This window comes from Acinetobacter lwoffii (genome assembly GCF_024129855.1).
GTDB lineage: Bacteria > Pseudomonadota > Gammaproteobacteria > Pseudomonadales > Moraxellaceae > Acinetobacter > Acinetobacter lwoffii_L.
Map to the genome: position 1 here is coordinate 12,433 of NZ_JAMXXC010000019.1, position 18,731 is coordinate 31,163.

At 43.4% G+C, this 18,731-nt stretch carries 19 protein-coding genes and 1 tRNA gene; 5 read left to right on the forward strand and 15 right to left on the reverse strand.

Annotation, left to right across the window (positions count from 1 at the left end; all coding sequences use genetic code 11):
- Positions 1-98 precede the first annotated feature (98 nt).
- A complete protein-coding gene (gene tsf / locus NI465_RS12550) occupies positions 99-974 on the reverse strand; it encodes a translation elongation factor Ts (RefSeq protein ID WP_004279049.1) in 876 nt (291 codons plus the stop codon).
- A 142-nt stretch (positions 975-1,116) separates the two neighbouring features.
- Positions 1,117-1,863: a 30S ribosomal protein S2 gene (rpsB, locus tag NI465_RS12555; protein ID WP_004279050.1), complete on the reverse strand. Its 747-nt coding sequence runs from the start codon at positions 1,861-1,863 to the stop codon at positions 1,117-1,119.
- 206 nt (positions 1,864-2,069) lie between these two features.
- On the opposite strand from rpsB, the gene map reads away from it, so the two are divergent.
- Positions 2,070-2,897 carry a type I methionyl aminopeptidase gene (gene map, locus NI465_RS12560; RefSeq protein WP_004645609.1) on the forward strand — a complete coding sequence of 276 codons (828 nt, stop codon included), beginning with the start codon at positions 2,070-2,072 and terminating at the stop codon, positions 2,895-2,897.
- 254 nt (positions 2,898-3,151) lie between these two features.
- Positions 3,152-4,387 carry a pyridoxal phosphate-dependent aminotransferase gene (locus tag NI465_RS12565; RefSeq protein ID WP_005103791.1) on the forward strand — a complete coding sequence of 412 codons (1,236 nt, stop codon included), beginning with the start codon at positions 3,152-3,154 and terminating at the stop codon, positions 4,385-4,387.
- Between the two features lie 63 nt (positions 4,388-4,450).
- On the opposite strand, the gene NI465_RS12570 is transcribed toward NI465_RS12565, so the two are convergent.
- Positions 4,451-5,797 (reverse strand): MATE family efflux transporter, encoded by a 1,347-nt coding sequence (locus NI465_RS12570; protein ID WP_253145535.1) that lies wholly within the window; start codon positions 5,795-5,797, stop codon positions 4,451-4,453.
- Between the two features lie 264 nt (positions 5,798-6,061).
- Here NI465_RS12570 and NI465_RS12575 point away from each other — a divergent pair, with 264 nt between their 5' ends.
- The gene (locus NI465_RS12575) at positions 6,062-6,499 is read left to right on the forward strand and encodes a PaaI family thioesterase (RefSeq protein ID WP_253145536.1); all 438 of its coding nucleotides are present in this window, start codon (positions 6,062-6,064) and stop codon (positions 6,497-6,499) included.
- A 35-nt stretch (positions 6,500-6,534) separates the two neighbouring features.
- Here the strand turns inward: NI465_RS12575 and NI465_RS12580 are convergent, their stop codons facing one another.
- Complete coding sequence (locus tag NI465_RS12580; RefSeq protein ID WP_005103793.1) at positions 6,535-6,990, reverse strand: hypothetical protein; 456 nt, start codon at positions 6,988-6,990, stop codon at positions 6,535-6,537.
- 236 nt (positions 6,991-7,226) lie between these two features.
- Between NI465_RS12580 and NI465_RS12585 the strand changes: the two genes are divergently transcribed.
- Positions 7,227-7,302 (forward strand) — tRNA-Asn (locus NI465_RS12585).
- A gap of 195 nt (positions 7,303-7,497) precedes the next feature.
- On the opposite strand, the gene NI465_RS12590 is transcribed toward NI465_RS12585, so the two are convergent.
- The 11 genes from NI465_RS12590 to NI465_RS12640 form a co-directional block, all read right to left on the reverse strand.
- Complete coding sequence (locus tag NI465_RS12590; RefSeq protein ID WP_005247503.1) at positions 7,498-8,151, reverse strand: MiaE family protein; 654 nt, start codon at positions 8,149-8,151, stop codon at positions 7,498-7,500.
- Between the two features lie 13 nt (positions 8,152-8,164).
- Complete coding sequence (gene pdxJ / locus NI465_RS12595; protein WP_219308931.1) at positions 8,165-8,890, reverse strand: pyridoxine 5'-phosphate synthase; 726 nt, start codon at positions 8,888-8,890, stop codon at positions 8,165-8,167.
- A gap of 13 nt (positions 8,891-8,903) precedes the next feature.
- The gene (recO, locus tag NI465_RS12600) at positions 8,904-9,614 is read right to left on the reverse strand and encodes a DNA repair protein RecO (protein ID WP_253145538.1); all 711 of its coding nucleotides are present in this window, start codon (positions 9,612-9,614) and stop codon (positions 8,904-8,906) included.
- 11 nt (positions 9,615-9,625) lie between these two features.
- Entirely contained in the window at positions 9,626-9,823 is a 198-nt protein-coding gene (locus NI465_RS12605) for an NF038104 family lipoprotein (protein ID WP_004645619.1), read from the reverse strand.
- 37 nt (positions 9,824-9,860) lie between these two features.
- Positions 9,861-10,889: a GTPase Era gene (era, locus tag NI465_RS12610; RefSeq protein WP_253145540.1), complete on the reverse strand. Its 1,029-nt coding sequence runs from the start codon at positions 10,887-10,889 to the stop codon at positions 9,861-9,863.
- Positions 10,889-11,587, reverse strand: a complete 699-nt coding sequence (rnc, locus tag NI465_RS12615) for a ribonuclease III (protein WP_004279062.1) — start codon at positions 11,585-11,587, stop codon at positions 10,889-10,891. The genes era and rnc overlap by 1 nt, the downstream gene beginning before the upstream one ends.
- Positions 11,559-11,930, reverse strand: a complete 372-nt coding sequence (locus tag NI465_RS12620) for a DUF4845 domain-containing protein (RefSeq protein ID WP_005265766.1) — start codon at positions 11,928-11,930, stop codon at positions 11,559-11,561. The genes rnc and NI465_RS12620 overlap by 29 nt, the downstream gene beginning before the upstream one ends.
- Before the next feature lie 23 nt (positions 11,931-11,953).
- Positions 11,954-12,781 (reverse strand): signal peptidase I, encoded by an 828-nt coding sequence (gene lepB, locus NI465_RS12625; protein ID WP_129717231.1) that lies wholly within the window; start codon positions 12,779-12,781, stop codon positions 11,954-11,956.
- 20 nt (positions 12,782-12,801) lie between these two features.
- Positions 12,802-14,619, reverse strand: coding sequence for a translation elongation factor 4 (gene lepA / locus NI465_RS12630; protein ID WP_004279065.1), 1,818 nt, complete (start codon positions 14,617-14,619; stop codon positions 12,802-12,804).
- A gap of 251 nt (positions 14,620-14,870) precedes the next feature.
- Positions 14,871-15,323, reverse strand: a complete 453-nt coding sequence (locus NI465_RS12635) for an acyl-CoA thioesterase (RefSeq protein ID WP_114540890.1) — start codon at positions 15,321-15,323, stop codon at positions 14,871-14,873.
- A 120-nt stretch (positions 15,324-15,443) separates the two neighbouring features.
- Positions 15,444-16,829 carry a Do family serine endopeptidase gene (locus NI465_RS12640; protein ID WP_064096210.1) on the reverse strand — a complete coding sequence of 462 codons (1,386 nt, stop codon included), beginning with the start codon at positions 16,827-16,829 and terminating at the stop codon, positions 15,444-15,446.
- A 230-nt stretch (positions 16,830-17,059) separates the two neighbouring features.
- Here NI465_RS12640 and nadB point away from each other — a divergent pair, with 230 nt between their 5' ends.
- Positions 17,060-18,694, forward strand: coding sequence for an L-aspartate oxidase (gene nadB / locus NI465_RS12645; RefSeq protein WP_171260815.1), 1,635 nt, complete (start codon positions 17,060-17,062; stop codon positions 18,692-18,694).
- The last annotated feature ends 37 nt before the right edge of the window (positions 18,695-18,731 follow it).

Here is an 18,731-nt window from a genome sequence, read left to right on the forward strand (position 1 = left end):
CACCAAACCCAAATCCTATTCTTGAATTGCTGATGAAGAATAAATCAACATAAAAAAGCCCCATCAATCAGATAGGGCTTTTTCTAATTCCTAAGGAATTATTTTGCAGCAGCTTGAGCAGCAGCAACTTCTTCAGCGAAGCTCATTTCTGCTTTTTTCTCAATGCCTTCACCAACTTCGAAACGAACGAAGTTTGCAACTGTAGTACCAGTTGCTTTAAGAACGTCTGCAACTTTCTTATCGTTGTCGATTACGTACATTTGACGCTCAAGCACAACTTCATTCAAGTATTTCTCAACAGAACCTACAACCATCTTCTCAACGATATTTGCTGGCTTGCCAGATTCAAGTGCTTTCGCTTCAGCAATTTCTTTCTCTTTCGCGATAAGCTCAGCAGAAACGCCTTCAGCATTTACAGCAACTGGGTTGAACGCAGCAACGTGCATTGCCAAGCCTTTACCTGTAGCTTCATCACCAGTGTAAGAAACAACAACACCGATTTTAAGACCGTGTTTGTAAACTGCAAGGTTTTCGCCTTCAACAATTTTCGCACGACGTACTTGGATGTTTTCACCGATCTTTTGAACAAGAGCGATACGCGCTTCTTCAACAGTTGCACCATCTTCTAGTTTCAATTCAGCGATTTGAGCAGGATCAGTTACGTTTGCAGCAAGTGCAGCAGCAGCAACTTTCGCAGAGAAACCAGCAAAGTTTTCGTCTTTTGCAACGAAGTCAGTTTGACAGTTAACTTCTAGAAGAAGTGCTTTGTTGCCGTCTTGAGCAATTGTGATTGCGCCGTCAGCAGCAATGTTACCTGCTTTTTTAGCAGCTTTAGCTTGACCAGATTTACGTAGGTTGTCGATCGCTAATTCAACGTCGCCGCCCGCTTCTGTCAAAGCTTTTTTACATTCCATCATTGCAAGACCAGTACGATCGCGCAATTCTTTAACCATGCTTGCTGTAACTGCAGTCATGTTTATCTCCTAAATTCGGTAGAAAATGAATTCTTTTTAGAACAGAAACGGCCCAGAGGAGTTCTCATGGGCCGCCTGCATACATAACGCTTACTTTGCCACCATCACATGTCGCAAAAATGACAAGCTAGCGTCAAACGCATTAAGCCTCAGAAGCTGGAGCTTCTTCTGCTTTAGCTTGTGCATTTGCTTGTGATTGAGCATATTCTTTACCAGCAAGAATCGCATCAGCCATAGCAGAAGCATAAAGTGTTACTGCACGGATCGCATCATCGTTACCCGGGATAACGTAGTCTACGTTGTCTGGGTTAGAGTTTGTATCAACGATACCGATTACAGGAATACCAAGGTTCTTAGCTTCTTTGATTGCAATCGCTTCGTGATCAACATCGATTACGAATAATGCGTCAGGTAAACCACCCATGTTTTTAACGCCGCCTAAGCCACGCTCAAGTTTTTCCATCTCACGAGTACGCTCTAGAGCTTCACGTTTAGTCAGCTTAGCGAAAGTACCGTCTTGAGATTGAGTTTGAAGGTCTTTTAAACGGTTGATAGATTGGCGAAGTGTTTTCCAGTTCGTCAACATACCACCTAACCAGCGGTGATCTACATATGGTTGACCAGCGCGTTGAGCTTGTTCACGGATGATCGCAGAAGCTGCACGTTTAGTACCAACGAACAAAACTTTGTTCTTTTTGCTAGCCAAGTTGTTAGCAAAGTTCAAAGCATCATTTAACGCAGGAACAGTGTGCTCAAGGTTGATGATGTGAATTTTGTTACGCGCACCAAAGATGTAATCACGCATCTTTGGATTCCAGAAACGAGTTTGGTGACCAAAGTGCGCGCCAGCTTGAAGAAGGTCGCGCATGCTTACGTTGTAATCTGCCATTTTCTTTACCTTAAAGTTTGGGTTAGGCCTCCATATACCCGCATTCTCCACCCTAAAGGGCACCCAGAGTAATGTGTCGATATATGTGCGGATTTTTTGCCTCATCGCACAAAGCCCGTGAAATTTATTCACGAAAAAGCATTTGATAAAATGGGCGGCTATTTATACCATAGTCACACACAAATTTCCAAAAGTTTTTAGAGATCATGAACAACACTTACCAAGCTCCACGTCGACTCATCAAAACCTCTGACGAAATTGAAAAAATGCGTGTGGCAGGGCGACTGGCGGCAGAAGTTTTGGATATGATCAAACCGCATATTGTTCCGGGTGTCACCACTCTGGAACTTGATACGATTTGTCATGACTATATTGTCAATCAACAACAGGCGATTCCTGCATGCTTAGGCTATGGCGCTGCACCGGGTCGACCTGCCTTCCAACATACCATTTGTACTTCTGTGAACCATGTGGTGTGTCACGGCATTCCATCAGACAGTAAAAAATTGAAAAAAGGCGACATCCTGAACATTGATGTGACCGTGATTAAAGATGGCTATCATGGTGACACCAACATGATGTACATCGTGGGTGGTGAAACCACGATCCTTGCCAACCGTCTATGTAAGGTAGCGCAAGAAGCCATGTACCGGGGTATTGAAACTGTAAAACCAGGTTCAACCATTGGCGATATTGGTCATGCCATTCAGCAGTATGTTGAATCCGAGCGTTTTGGCGTGGTACGTGAATATTGTGGTCACGGTATTGGTACAACTTTCCATGACGAACCGCAAGTGCTGCATTATGGTCAACCAGATACTGGCATGGTGCTTGAAGAAGGTATGACCTTTACCATTGAACCAATGGTCAATGGCGGTGACTGGAAAACCAAATTACTCGGTGATAAATGGACAGTGGTCACCAAAGATCACTCATTGTCAGCACAATATGAACATACAATTCTAGTGACTAAAACCGGCGCGGAAATTTTAACCGCACGCCCGGACGAAGATTTGTCACGCTTTAGTGCGTAACCACAATATCAACAACACAAAATGGTCACTTTAAAGTGGCCATTTTTATTTTATATTTCATGCATTCATATGCATGACCGAGATGTAACAAGTCTCTCCTCGCCTGCTCCCAGCGCATCGAAATTCAAGATAAAGTTCGGTCAATACACCATTTTTTCCTTAAAGTTTTCCAAATTCTTTTGCCCTATCTGCACCATTTTAGGCTAAGATAATGTGCTTTTTATTTTTTAATCCCTATAAGAAGGAATACTGCCGTGGACGTACGTCTCTCTGATCGTGTGAATGCCATCAAACCGTCCCCTACGCTTGCTGTGACCAACAAAGCTGCTGAATTAAAAGCTGCAGGTCATAACGTGATTGGTTTGGGCGCAGGTGAACCAGATTTTGATACCCCTCAACACATCAAAGATGCAGCAATTGCAGCGATTAACAACGGTTTCACCAAATACACCGCTGTTGACGGTACGCCAGGTCTTAAAAAAGCCATTATTGCTAAATTCAAACGCGACAATAACCTAGACTATGCAGCAAACCAGATTCTGGTTTCTTGTGGTGGTAAGCAATCATTCTTTAACTTGGCCCTTGCTTTGTTAAACAAAGGTGATGAAGTCATCATCCCTGCACCATTCTGGGTAAGCTACCCGGACATGGTGATCATCGCTGAAGGTGTTCCTGTTATTGTGAAATGTGGTGAAGAACAACGTTTCAAAATCACCCCTGAACAATTAGAAGCTGCAATCACTGACAAAACACGTCTAGTAGTATTGAACAGCCCGTCTAACCCTACAGGTATGATCTACACTAAAGCTGAGCTTGAAGCGCTGGCTGACGTACTGCGTAAATACCCAGAAGTATTTATCGCATCTGATGATATGTACGAACCAATCCGTTGGGATGACGAGTTCTACAACATCGCAACAGTTGCACCAGACCTTTATGACCGTACTATCGTATTAAACGGTGTATCTAAAGCCTATGCAATGACTGGCTGGCGTATCGGCTACGCAGCGGGCCCTGCTAAACTTATTGGTGCAATGAAAAAGATCCAATCTCAGTCAACTTCTAACCCAACTTCTATTTCGCAAGTTGCTGCTGAAGCTGCATTGAATGGTCCTCAAGACGTTCTTGAACCAATGATTGAAGCATTCAAACGTCGTCATGACCTAGTTGTGAAAGGCTTGAATGATATTCATGGTATTTCTTGCTTGCCTGCTGATGGTGCATTCTATGCATATGCCAACATCAAACCGTTGATTCGTGCCAAAGGTCTTAAATCTTGCACAGAATTCTCTGCATGGTTACTGGAAGAAACTGGTGTTGCAGTGGTTCCGGGTGATGCCTTCGGTTTAGGTGGTTTCATGCGTATCTCTTACGCAACGGCTGACGAAGTACTTGTTGATGCACTTGCACGTATCAAAAAAGCTGCTGATTCTATCGAAGGCGTTGATGCTGCGATTGCTTCAATCGAAGCTGAAAAAGCTGCAAAATAATCTAGCTTGCTAGATAAAAAAACCCGCGAATTTCGCGGGTTTTTTTATGTTCTTCAACATGTATTAAACAATGAGCCGTATTCGCTTATAGCTCAAGTATTTCATGAGTAAACAAACAAAACATAGACTTGCTGCAATCGTGTACGCAATACTCAACATCCACCAAAAACCATGAATCCCCAATGCATTGCTTTGCCAATTGAACAGTGTCATTGAATGATACGCCACATACCAACCACCACCCAAGCCCACGACCAGCACCGTACTGATAAAAATAAACATCGGTCTGACAATTTCACGCCAGCAACGTAGCATTGCCAAACTAATCACCAGTAGCTCATCAAAGATATGCATCCAACACATTAACAAGATCGATGCCAAGGCTAATGTAATCACCTGCGCATCATTGCTAAATAACCCTACAATCCAACTATCTAAACCCCAAATAGTCAACATGACAACGATAGCTATTAGCATCACAGCCATCAGTGCCCATTTACTGAGTTGCCATGCAGCATCAATCTGCTCCGCACCGATTTTAGTCGACACCAAAATACCGAAGGCGGATGCCATCGACATCGGCAACATAAACATCAAGCCCAATAAACCAAGCATCACCTGATGTGCATTCACTACAATGTCACCCGAAGGCAAGATCAGCAAAGCAATCGCGCTGATGGCAAATACATCCACAAAAGTCACCACCGCATTGGGCAATCCAATTTTTAAAATTTTCCACAAAGTCTGCCAGTGAAAGAAAACACCAGACCACTGGATCTTTAACTTCCGCTCAAGGAAGAAAAAATAGTAAACAAACAACAGTACCCACTGCACAATCAAATGTGCCATGAATGCACCTTCAACCCCATAGCTTGTAACATAACCTTCAATGCCATAAATCAAGACATAAGCCAAAGCCACTTTGAGCAGTAAATAGATCATATTGGCGTAGAACACGCGCTTAGCCTGCCCACAGGCTTGGGTTAAAATATATAAAATGCGCAACAATAAATGCGCTGGAATCGTCCAAGCCAACAGCCACAGACATGACACAATCAATGCCTGTAAGGCCGCATCTGCCTTTAAAAAATGAAGTAAAGGAGTTGCATGATTAAACAGGTACATCGCAACAGCAGAAATCACCAGTACAATCAAAATACTTTGCTTCACAATACGCTGTATATCCGCATAATCCTGACGTCCATTGGCTTCTGCCAGCTCTTGCATCATGCCCTGTAACACCCCAATACCCGTCACAAAGCACAAAGAATAAACAGACAAACAGACTGCCAATACAGCCACATGCTGAGGTGAAAAATGTGATAGAAAAATCACGTCGAACAAACTACTGAGCATAATAATGGCATTACTGAGAAAAATAGGCACCCAAAGATGCAGAAACTTTTTCATTACCCTATCACTCGATTTTTAATTCTTTTATAAGATTCGTTTTTTGGCAGATTATTTAGATCTGAGATATTTCATTAGAAATGTATACCAGTATCCTGCCATAACTCATTCTATTTCTTATTTTTTATAAAAATGACTTTACTCAGGTGCAGGCAATGTACTTCTTACAAAATAATCCGCCATTCCTATACCAGATTGCTATTATCGATGTCACAATTTTGAATTAAATCTCAACAACTCAAGAATAATGACAGGAAAATTACAATGAACCCAAAAGAAATGAGCGGTTTAGCATTACTGGAAGCGATGCGTGATGAAAAAATCCCGGCCCCAAGTATTAGCGAAACCATGTCGATGCAACTAGCAGTGATTGAAAGCGGACATGTAGAATTTAAGGTCAAAGCTGATCATCGACATTTAAATCCGCTTGGCGGCGTCCATGGTGGTTTTGCTGCAACCGTTTTGGATACCGTGACAGGCTGCGCGATTCATACTTTACTTGAAGCAGGTGTCGGTTATGGCACCATTGATCTGAATGTAAAGATGTGCCGCCCTATACCTCAGAATCAGCCACTGAAAGCCGTAGGAAAATCAATTAATCTCAGTAAAAATTTAGGTATTTCTGAAGGTCAGATTCTGGATGAAGAAGGTCGCCTGTATGCTCATGCCACTGCGACCTGTATGATTATTCGGACTGAATGAAATTGCTAGCCTGCACAACTCATCAGGTAATTCATTTAAATAATACTGCTTTTCGCCTGCCCCGCTTCAACAAATGACAAGCGTGGTCGAGTTAAGCCTTGAAACTCAAAATAATGCTTGGAAACATTGGCTAATTCCACATCTTGTGTTTGTGTTATTGAGGCTTGCCACGCTTTAGACTGATTGGTTCCCGTCAAAAGATTCCCAGAAATGGCATAGATATAAAGATCTTTGTCTTGCTCTTTCAGATAGTCTGCATTCAGGAAAACTTCAAAGTTAAATTGACGTTCAGTTTCTACCAACCATTTTTCTGCAAACCATAATTGCAGCAAATCACCTAAATAAAGTGATTTTTGCGCCAAGGGCCATAGCGTGATATGAGCGTCTTTAACCGGGATATAATACTGTGCAGGATCAGCAATAATTTGCAGATAGTTTTCTTGATAATAAGCCAGTTGAGAGAAAATTTGAGGGATGCTGAGCGTATTCATTCGCTGTCTCCGGTTTAGCCATTTTTGTGCTGGCAAGTAGGTTTAAATCCACACTGTTTGACCATTTGGTCAAACGACTTTATGGTTTTAATCTAGCAAGTGAAATTTATTCTGACAAGTATTTTTCGTGAAATTTATGCAATTGCCTAAATTAAAAACAGACAGGCTGTATTTATAATAAATATGATAATTTTTGCTTGACCCCTGTCAAAATCTCTCTATAATCGCTTTCAGATTCTCCAATAGCTCAGTCGGTAGAGCGACGGACTGTTAATCCGCAGGTCCCTGGTTCGAGCCCAGGTTGGAGAGCCAAATTCAAGAAAGCCCACTCATAATGAAGTGGGTTTTTTTATTACTTAAAATTTGACGGCTTGTTATTTTCAAATATTTAAAATAAATAATTATTTTCAATCCCTCATAAAACTCGATATATAAATACCCCTCTTTTAAAATTTCGAGATATAAAAAATCCCCCATAGATGGAGGATTTTTAAGCTGTCACCGAGATTAAGCCGCTTGAGCCGGAACACCGCTATGAAAACGGAAAGTTTCATCAGGCGTGAGAATTAGCTGTTTTTCAACTTCACGAATATGCAGGATTCGCTCCTGAATATCCTCTTTCGGATTTTTCAGTTTCGCTGTGGTAGCCACATCCATCGCCAAAGCCAGATAGTCTTCAAAATGGCGAGATTCGGACTTGAGCAGGTAGCGGTAGTAACGTGCCAATTCATCATCAACACGCGAAGCAAGCGCGTAAAAACGCTCACAGGAACGCGCTTCTACAAAGGCACCAATCACCAAGACATCAATCAAGGCTTCAGGTTCAAAAGTCCGGATTTCCTTACGCAAACCACCGGCATAACGCCCTGCACTCAAGTTTTGCCAAGCCTGACCGCGCTTGTTCATCAATTCAAGTACTTGCTCATAATGCAGCATTTCTTCACGCACCAGCTGTGCAAGCTTTACCTGTAGATCAACAAAATAACTATAGCGGAACATCAGGTTCATGGCCGTGCTGGCTGCTTTTTTTTCACAGTTGGCATGATCTTGCATTAAGATTTCAAGATTTTCGACTGCCATATCCAGCCATGCTTGTGGTGTTTCACAACCGAGGAACGCAATCACCGGCTGCATCAGTTCATCATAATTAATATTCGACATAATTACTCTAATCTTAACGCGCTGACTTAATCACGGCTTTCATTTGCTGAACAGCTTGTGCCAGACCGACAAATACCGCATCCGCAATTAAAGAATGACCAATATTGAGCTCATGAATCTGTGGAATCGCGGCGATTGGCATCACGTTATCCAGATTTAAACCATGGCCTGCATTGACCACCAGACCTTTGGCAGCTGCATACTCTACACCTTTCACAATGCGTTCAAGTTCCGCTTGTTGCGCTTCTGGAGTTTCTGCATCGGCATAGGCGCCTGTGTGAATCTCAATCGTCGGTGCACCACAAGCAACTGCTGCATCAATTTGTGCAAAATCAGCATCAATAAATAAAGATACATCACAACCAATGGCTGCCAGCTCTTGAGTCGCTGCTTTTACAGCATCAAAATTACCCACGACATCCAAACCACCCTCAGTGGTCACTTCCTGACGTTTCTCAGGAACAAAGCAAACATGCTGTGGCTTAATTTCCTTGGCAAAGGCGATCATTTCATCAGTCACTGCCAACTCAAGATTCATACGGGTTTTTAACGCAGGACCCATACGACGTACATCGTCATCCTGAATGTGACGACGGTCTTCACGCAAGTGCAAGGTAATGCCTTCTGCCCCTGCCTGTTCGCAGATCAATGCAGCATTGACTGGGTCTGGGTACGTCGTACCACGTGCTTGTCTTAATGTTGCGACATGGTCAATATTGACACCAAGTAATGCAGCCATAATCTTTTCCTAACTACGATTGAGATTGAGAGTTTTGAATCCAGAGTTGTCGACTTTTTAATGGTCGATCACCAAGCAAGGCCGTGATCACCTGTCGATACAGTTTCGTCAGTAATTGTAACTGTTCCGGATTAAAATCCCCACCATTTTCATACGTCAACATGCTTAAAATCTGTTGACCGGATAGGGTGGAGCGTAAGGCTTTGGCCGATGGCATAAAGCCGGCATTGAGCTGAAAATAATAGTGCTGTTGTGGATCAATCTGCGCCTGATTGGCATCTACCGAAAAATCCAGACCATAACCGAGTTCTTCCAGCAAAACATGCTCAAACTGGCGCAAGATCTGTTTTAAATATAAATTTGGATTAGATTGTACGGATAATTGCTGTAATGCAGTTAAGGTCTCAGCATATTTGGCAAAAGTTTGCGGCATTTCGACTTCTAAAGGACATAACCGCAACAGGATTTCATTCAGATAAAAACCCGAAAAAAAGGTATCGCCAAAAAAGAAAATCGGCTGATTGACAATTTCCAGTTTAGTAAAATTTTTGAGTTCGGATTTACCTGAAGCTTGCAAACGAATGGGCTGATATTGCGGTGGTGGCATTTGCCTGAGAATGCCGTCTACCCTGCCATATTCTTGGGTAAATAAATGCACAATATGACTGCGTTCACGGTACTTACGATGATGAATCAGATAGCCATGCAGTACTTCGTTACGCATAAGCGGGTACTTTAATCCTTATCTTTTTTTGATTTTTTATCATCTTCTTCGTCATCCCCATCCGGGATCACTGCGCCCACAACAGCCGCTGTACCTTTCACTGCGACTTTTGTGGTTTTATAAGCCACCTTGACAGGAACCGTGACCACTTTATGAATACAGCCTTGCAGAAATAAAACACATGCAACCACTGCCAACACTTTCATCATCACAGATTCCTCGAAGGGTCTTACAAATTTTTATCGCTTAGATATCACTATAACCTAAGCTTTTTAATGCACGCTCATCATCAGACCAGCCACCTTTGACTTTCACCCAAAGGGTTAGCATGATTTTCTGTTCGAACATTTTTTCCATGTCGAGACGCGCATCCATACCGATTTTTTTCAGTTTGACACCTTTTTCGCCAATCACAATGGCTTTTTGGCTCGGGCGATCGACAAAAATCGTGGCATCAATATAGGTACATGCTGCCTTCATACGACCGGTTTTTTCATTCAAGACCGGTTCTTCAGTTTTGAAGGATTCGATCTGAACGGTCAAATCGTATGGAAGCTCTTCACCCAGTTGGCGCATGATCTTTTCACGGATAATTTCAGATGCCAGGAAACGCTCTGAACGATCGGTCAGTTGATCCAGTGAATACAGTGGTGGCTGGAATGGAAGATACTTGGCAATCGTGTCACGTAAATGTTCAAGATTGGCACCACGCAGTGCAGATACAGGCACGATTTCTGCAAAGTTCATCAGTTTTTCGCGTTCACGAATCAGCGGCAGAGCTTCGTTCTTGTTTTCAAAAGTATCCAGCTTGTTGATCACCAGAATGACTGGCATTTCAGCATTTTTCAGCTTTTCCAGAACCAGGTCATCGTTTGGTGTCCACTTTTGCGCATCCACCACGAATAAAACCAGGTTCACATCACGCAAAGCCGAATGTGCCGCACGGTTCATCATTTTATTGATGGCACGGACTTCTTTTTTATGCATCCCCGGGGTATCGACAAATACCGCCTGAGATTTTTCACGTGAATCAATCCCCACGATTTTATGACGTGTAGTTTGCGGTTTACGTGAGGTAATCGAAAGTTTCTGACCCAGAATATGGTTCATTAAGGTAGATTTACCCACATTCGGGCGGCCTACAATGGCAACAAAACCACTGCGATAATCCGACGGGATTTCGGTGCCTTGTGCGCTAAAAAATTGACCAATAAGGTCGTGACTGTCGCTTTGCGACTCGTGATCAGCATCAATGTGATCGGAATGAGTAGTCATTAAGACTTATGCTCCAAAAGTTTCAAAATATCCGCCGCAACGGCTTGTTCAGCAAAACGGCGGCTCGCGCCTTCGCCTTGCATGGTCGGCAATCCCGCAATCTGGCATTCCACTTTAAAATGCTGATTGGGGGCATCACCTTGAATATCTACAACCTCGTAAACTGGGAGAGGTTTCTTACGTGCTTGTAAATACTCTTGTAAGCGAGATTTAGGGTCTTTAAGCTGATCTGTCGGCTCAATATGATCCAAATATGGCTCGTACCATTTTAACACAATCGGTTCTAGCACAGTGAGATCACCGCAGTCGACATAGATTGCACCAATAATGGCTTCTACCGTATCTGCCAGTATAGACTCACGATGATGACCGCCAGATTTCAATTCACCGGTACTGAGAATTAAATTCTGGCTCAGTTTTAAATCATTGGCGATTTTTCCTAATGCTTCCTGACGAACCAAGGTGGCACGCATACGCGTCAACCGGCCTTCGTTTTCACTCGGATAGGCATTAAAAAGATAATTCGCAATGATCATCCCTAAAAGAGAATCGCCCAGAAACTCCAGGCGCTCGTAGTTATGTTTATGACTGACTGAACGATGAGTCAATGCCAGTTTCAGCAAATCAGCCTGTTTAAACTGATAGCCGATCCGTTTGGCAAGACGTTCATCATTTAGCTTTGACTGTGCTTTGATCAAACTCTTTCTCAAACTTCATCACTAAATCGATATTCATTATGAAATTTTTACGAATTTCATAATTCTTGTGCACCTGTAAACCATCGGTATTGGTGACTTTGGCAATTTCGTCAAACTTCAGATCACGAATATTATTCATGTCTAAACGCTGACTCATCTGTTGACGGAATTTTTCTGGCGTTATATTGGCTGGAGCACTTTTCAACAGCGCTTCAATCTCACCATCTACCATACGATCATCGAAGTATGGTCCCCACACCGCAATCGCCACTTTTGCAAGAAATGCAAAGCCCACGATTGCAAATAAAACCCCAATATAAGAAGCACCTTGTTGATGTCTCATTTTTATTTTCCTGATTGAAACAATTAATCGATTGTTCCGTTTCGACCAAACGATGGCAATTTAAAGCCAGGCTCTTTATGCATCCAGATATAGAAGGCACGACCTGTTAAGTTTTCTTCCGGAACAAGCCCCCAGAAACGACTGTCAGCACTCTGATCGCGATTATCCCCCATCGCAAAGTAATGACCTTCTGGCACTTTCACTTCCCAATATAAACCATTTTCACCTGAATATTTACCATTTTCCAGATAGTTAATAAAAGGCGCCTGACGCGCGACATTCACGCCTTCCAGCTCACGCATGGTAAAGGTATGCTCACCCAAGGTTTCTTTATGATAAATGGCATTTGGAGTATCTAAACGGTCTTTTTCGCGGCTAAATTCTACTGGAACTTTCGCTACTTTTTCACCATTAATGCTCAACTGGCCATGATCATAAACAATATGATCGCCTGGCAAGCCGACAATACGCTTGATATAACTGATGGTCGGTTGCGGTGGATAACGGAACACTGCCACATCACCACGTTCCGGACTGCCGGTATCAATAATTTTGGTATTGACCATAGGCAGTTTGATGCCATAGTCAAATTTATTCACGAGAATAAAATCGCCGGTTTCCAGCGTGGGCACCATCGAATCGGATGGAATATTAAAAGGTTCATATAAAAATGAACGCAGTACCAGCACAATGGTCAGTACCGGCCAAAAGTCATAAGCCCAGGTGATAATGAAATTCTCATGGCCCTTGCCTCGGGTTTGTCTTTGTTTCAAAACAAACTTGTCTAGCAACCACACTGCGACAAAAAACAGGGTCGCAGGCACAAGAATCAAATTAAAATCAAAATCCATGGGCTTATATCCTTATTATTTTAGCGTTCGACTTTTAATACGGCTAAGAACGCTTCTTGCGGGATTTCTACGCTACCCACCTGTTTCATGCGTTTCTTACCTTCTTTCTGTTTAGACAGAAGTTTTTTCTTACGTGACACGTCACCACCATAACACTTCGCCAATACGTTTTTACGCATCGCTTTCACAGTCGAACGTGCAATAATTTGGGCACCAATTGCTGCCTGAATCGCGACATCAAACATTTGACGTGGAATCAGGTCTTTCATTTTTTCAACCAGTGCAATACCACGATGACGTGCATCATTACGGTGGCAGATCATCGCCAAGGCATCGACTTTTTCACCATTGATCAAGACATCTACTTTTACCAAAGATGAGCTTTCAAAACGGACAAAGTTATAGTCCAGTGATGCAAAACCACGTGAACAAGACTTCAATTTATCAAAGAAGTCCATGACCACTTCGGCCATTGGAATTTCGAAAGTAATGGAAACCTGATTCGCCATAAACTTCATGTCTTTTTGCACACCACGGCGCTCAACACATAACGTCATGACGTTACCCAAGTATTCTTGCGGTACCAGAATATGACACTCAGCAATCGGTTCACGTAAATCTTCAACCGTTGAACCATCCGGCATTTTGGATGGACTGTCGATATAAATCGTCTGACCATTCTTCATCACCGCTTCATAAATTACGGTTGGCGCAGAAGAAATCAGGTCAAGATCATACTCGCGTTCCAGACGCTCCTGTACGATTTCCATGTGCAGCATGCCCAAGAAACCACAGCGGAAACCAAAACCGAGCGCATCTGAACTTTCAGGTTCAAAGAACAAAGCCGAGTCATTGATTTGCAGCTTGTGCAATGCTTCACGGAAAGGTTCAAAATCGCTGGCATCAATCGGGAATAGACCAGCATAAACCTGTGGTTTCACCTTTTTAAAGCCCGGCAATGTTGCCACTTCAGGTGTGGTTGCCAAGGTAATCGTATCACCGACTGGCGCACCGAAAATATCTTTAATACCAGCAATCACAAAGCCAACTTCACCCGCTTCCAGCATACCGGTTTCAGTATGTTTCGGGTTAAAGATACCTACAGAAGTAATAATATGCGTTTGACCAGTTGATTTGATCAACATCTTGTCGCCTTTACGCACTCGACCCTGCTTGACCCGAACCAGAGAAACCACACCCAGGTAGTTATCAAACCAAGAATCCACAATCAGCGCTTGTAACGGCGCTTCGCGATCCCCCTCAGGTGCAGGAATTACATTGACCAGTGTTTCAAGCACACCTTCAATACCTAAACCTGTTTTTGCAGAACAGGTCGGCGCTTCTGTGGCTTCAATCCCGATAATATCTTCAATTTCCTGAATCACACGTTCAGGTTCAGCTTGCGGCAAGTCGATCTTGTTCAGTACCGGAAGTACTTCCAGACCTTGTTCAATTGCGGTATAGCAGTTGGCAACAGACTGTGCTTCTACGCCCTGCGCAGCATCTACAACAAGCAAGGCACCTTCACAGGCAGCAAGCGAACGTGATACTTCATACGAGAAATCGACGTGCCCCGGCGTATCAATAAAGTTCAACTGATACTCTTGACCGTTGGGATGAGTATAGTACAAGGTTACCGAAGTGGCTTTAATGGTAATCCCACGTTCGCGCTCAAGCTCCATTGAGTCAAGGACTTGAGCCTGCATTTCACGATCTTGCAAACCGCCACAAGTTTGAATAAAGCGATCCGCTAGGGTCGATTTACCGTGGTCAATGTGCGCAATAATCGAGAAGTTACGAATGTTTTTAATATCAACAGATTTTTTAGCTTGCGCCATGGGTTACCTTGAGAAAAAAACGCGCTATGTAATTTAAAAATATTACATAACAAAAGCCGAATAGAAATTGCGAAGGATTATAGCAGAATGGTGATCTAGAAAAAGAATTATATTTTTTCCTTTATTCCCTATGTCGTGTACACATCGGTCAGATGATGTCTGGATCACCATGATTAGAAAATAGCTCCCCAACTCCACTTCTTCATCAATATTATCAAAGTGTACTGATCAAACTGGAAAATGTTGCCTCATTAATCCAGATGTAAAGTTGAAAAATCAAAAGGATTTACATGTTCTGAAAGTGGCTGATAAGCCTGGGTAAAAGTTGGTGACATGCGTTTTGGGCGCCCTGTGGCCATTTCAATACAGGCCCATTGCGTACTTCCGGTAAATAACAGGGTTTGATCCTGTGGCCGATAGAATGCATATTGTCGAAATGAATACAAGGCATTGATATCATTCAGCCAGGTGCGCAAAATAATCTCGTCCCCCTCAAAAGCCGCCTTACGGTATTGCACCTGATGCTCAACCGCGACCATGGCATGTTTCAGTTCCACATATTGCTTGAGCCCCAAGCCCAGTTTTTCAATATGAGCTGATGCGACATCCTGCATCCATTGCACATAGATCACATTGTTCACATGACCCAAACCATCAATATGTTTGGCTTGAACCCTTAATGCAAGATCAAAAATACCGCTCACTGTGCTGTTATCCTTTCCATGATTTTAAGGCTATAAAGTCTACCGAATTTATCGCTCGGGTAAATTGCAAAAAATAAAAAACCGCTTATACAAGCGGTCTTTCAAGAAAATCTAGCAATCTTATGAGATCCGCATCCCGACTACCGCAAGCTGCCCCTGACGAATCAAGGTGACACGCGCGATGCTACCCTTTTTCAGCTCAGACACCTCTTGCACAAACTGATTGGAATTCAGTACTTTCTGGTTATTAATTTGCGTGATCACATCATTCGGCATAATTCGTGCCTGTGCTGCAATACCACCCGGTCGTACATCCTGAATCACCACCCCGCCTTTGATTTCTAACTGCGCCAGCTCTGCCGGACTAAGATCACGAATTGAAACCCCAATCACTGGCCCTTTGTTCGGCTGAGCCTGCGTGCCTGCTTTTGCTGGCGTATCATCTGGTGCCGCACTTAAAGTCGCTGAAAGACTACGGCGTTTATCATCACGCAAGATTTCAAGCTGTACCTGCTGCTGAGGCGCAGTACGGTTCAAATAGTTCAACAACTCGCTGGTACGTGAAATTGGGGTACCGTTGTATTTTAAGATGACGTCACTCGCACGCAGACCTGCACGTGCAGCCGGTGAGTTCGGTGCAACCTGAGTCACCAAGGAACCTTCAGGCTTAGGCAGATTATAAGATTCAGCAAGGTTACGGTCGATATCCTGCAAACTTACACCCAGATAAGAACGCGTCACTTTACCATTTTTCTTCAGCTGATCTGCAACTTCCATCGCGACATCAATCGGAATGGAAAAAGACAAGCCCATATACCCACCGGTTCCACTAAAGATCCGTGAGTTAACACCGACTACTTCACCACGCTGGTTAAATAGAGGACCACCTGAGTTACCCGGGTTCAATGCTACATCTGTCTGGATGAAAGGTACTGCAGTTTCGCCCATCATATTACGCATTTTGGCACTAACAATTCCGGCAGAAGCGGAATAATCAAAACCAAATGGTGAACCAATGGCGAGTACAGGCTCACCAACACGTAAGCGTCCGACATCTCCAGTCCGTAATTCTGGAAAATTCGAGCCATTTACCTTCAGCAAAGCTACGTCGGTACGCGCATCACTGCCGACAACAGTTGCATCAATTTCCCGGCGATCATTCAAGGTAATGGTGACTTTGGAAGCATCTTCAACCACATGGTGATTGGTCAGCAGATAGCCATCCTTGCTGATAAAAAATGCACTGCCATAACCGGTTTTTTCCTGCGGCATACGCTGCTGCGGAATAATTACCTGATTGCCAAAAAAGCGGCGCAGAATTTCCGGAACTTGTTGTTGTAAGAGCTCTTCTTCGCTCATTTTTTTAACGACATTGACACTGACCACTGCAGGACTGACCTGCTCGACCAGATTTGAAAAATCAACCGGCGTGACCGCCTGCAACTGTGCAGCACTCATGGTGAGGGTCGCTGCAAATAATCCTTTTTTTAAGTCTAGAATTTTCATATAAATTATTCACTCAAATTGTTGATAAATTTATGTAAATAGGTTTTATCACAAACACTGTAAAGTTTAAGTAATAATATGTTTCAATACTTTATTCTGGGCAATATCTCACTATTAAAGCATTAAGTTAAGGCTTTGATTAATTTTTTTCATCAATAAATGAGCACTTCAACGCTTGCCTTTTGTACAAAAAAGCGCTGTTATTACCAAACTTTTTTTAAAATTAGCTGATGGACATGTCTAATTTATCCCTTACCCATCAATTTGACGTCATTATTGTGGGCAGTGGCGGTGCCGGTTTAAGTTTAGCCTTATCGCTCCCAGATCATTTTAATATTGCAGTCTTGGCGAAATCTACCCTGACAGATGCCAGCACTTTTTATGCTCAAGGTGGCGTGGCCGCAGTATTGGATGAAATGGACTCAATTGAACAGCATATTGATGACACGATGATTGCAGGCGCACAGCTATGTGAAATGGATGCGGTTAAACAGACGGTAGAAGGTGGCAAACCTTCAGTTGATTTCCTGCTGAAACACGGCGTGCAATTTACTCTGGATGAACAGGAACAGTTACATCTCACCCGTGAAGGTGGTCATTCACAGCGCCGAATTATTCATGCGGCCGATGCGACTGGTCGTGCCATTTCCACCACCTTGGTACAACGGGCCCAAGAAAAACAGAATATTAAAATCTTTGAAAATTATATTGCGATTGACCTGATCTGTTCACAAAAGCTCGGTTTAGACGGCGATAATCGTGCGCTGGGTTTATATGCCCTGGATGAAACAACTGAAAAAGTGCATACCTTCTTGGCTCCATTTACCGCCCTTGCCTGTGGCGGTGCTATGAAAGCTTATCTTTACACCTCAAATCCCGACATTGCCACGGGTGATGGTATTGCCATGGCTTATCGTGCCGGCTGCCGGGTCGCCAACATGGAATTTAACCAGTTTCACCCGACCTGCCTTTATCATCCACAAGCACGTTCTTTCCTGATTACTGAAGCAATGCGTGGTGAAGGCGCTTATCTGCGTCTGCCTGATGGTGAACGCTTTATGCTGCGTTTTGACGAGCGCGCCGAACTCGCACCGCGTGATATCGTGGCACGTGCCATCGACTATGAAATCAAGCGGCTCGGTATTCGTCATGTCTGGCTGGACATTACCCATAAAGATGAAAGCTTTGTCAAAGAGCATTTCCCTACCCTGTATGCCCGTCTGCTTGAACTAGGGATCGATATTACCAAAGACATGATTCCAGTCGTTCCGGCAGCCCATTATACTTGCGGTGGTGTTGTGGTCGATGAACATAGCCAGACAGATATTGCCGGACTCTATGCAATTGGGGAAACCTCTTATACTGGCCTGCATGGTGCTAACCGTATGGCCAGTAACTCACTTTTAGAATGTTTTGTCTATGGAATGAGTGCAGCCAAGCACATTCAGGAAAATTTCAAGGCCGATCAGCCAGCTCCTGCAGTTCCAGCTTGGGATGATTCTCAGGTGACCAACCCGGATGAGGATGTGGTGATTCTGCAAAACTGGGATGAACTGCGTCAAACCATGTGGAACTATGTCGGAATCGTACGCACGACCAAACGCCTGGAACGTGCGCTACATCGTATTGAAATGCTGAAAAAAGAAATTACCGAGTATTATCAGGATTACCAGGTCAGCAAAAATCTGATTGAGTTACGTAATCTGGTGCTGGTGTCCGAGATGATTGTACGCTGTGCCATGCACCGCAAAGAATCTCGCGGTCTGCATTTCACCCTGGATTATCCAGAGCTGCTACCAGAACTACGCAAAACAGTCCTCGTCCCACCAAATTTTGAAGTGGAAACACCTTTGGTGAATTGTTAAAAGTAGATGGAGATAACATCCTTGGATGATATCTCCT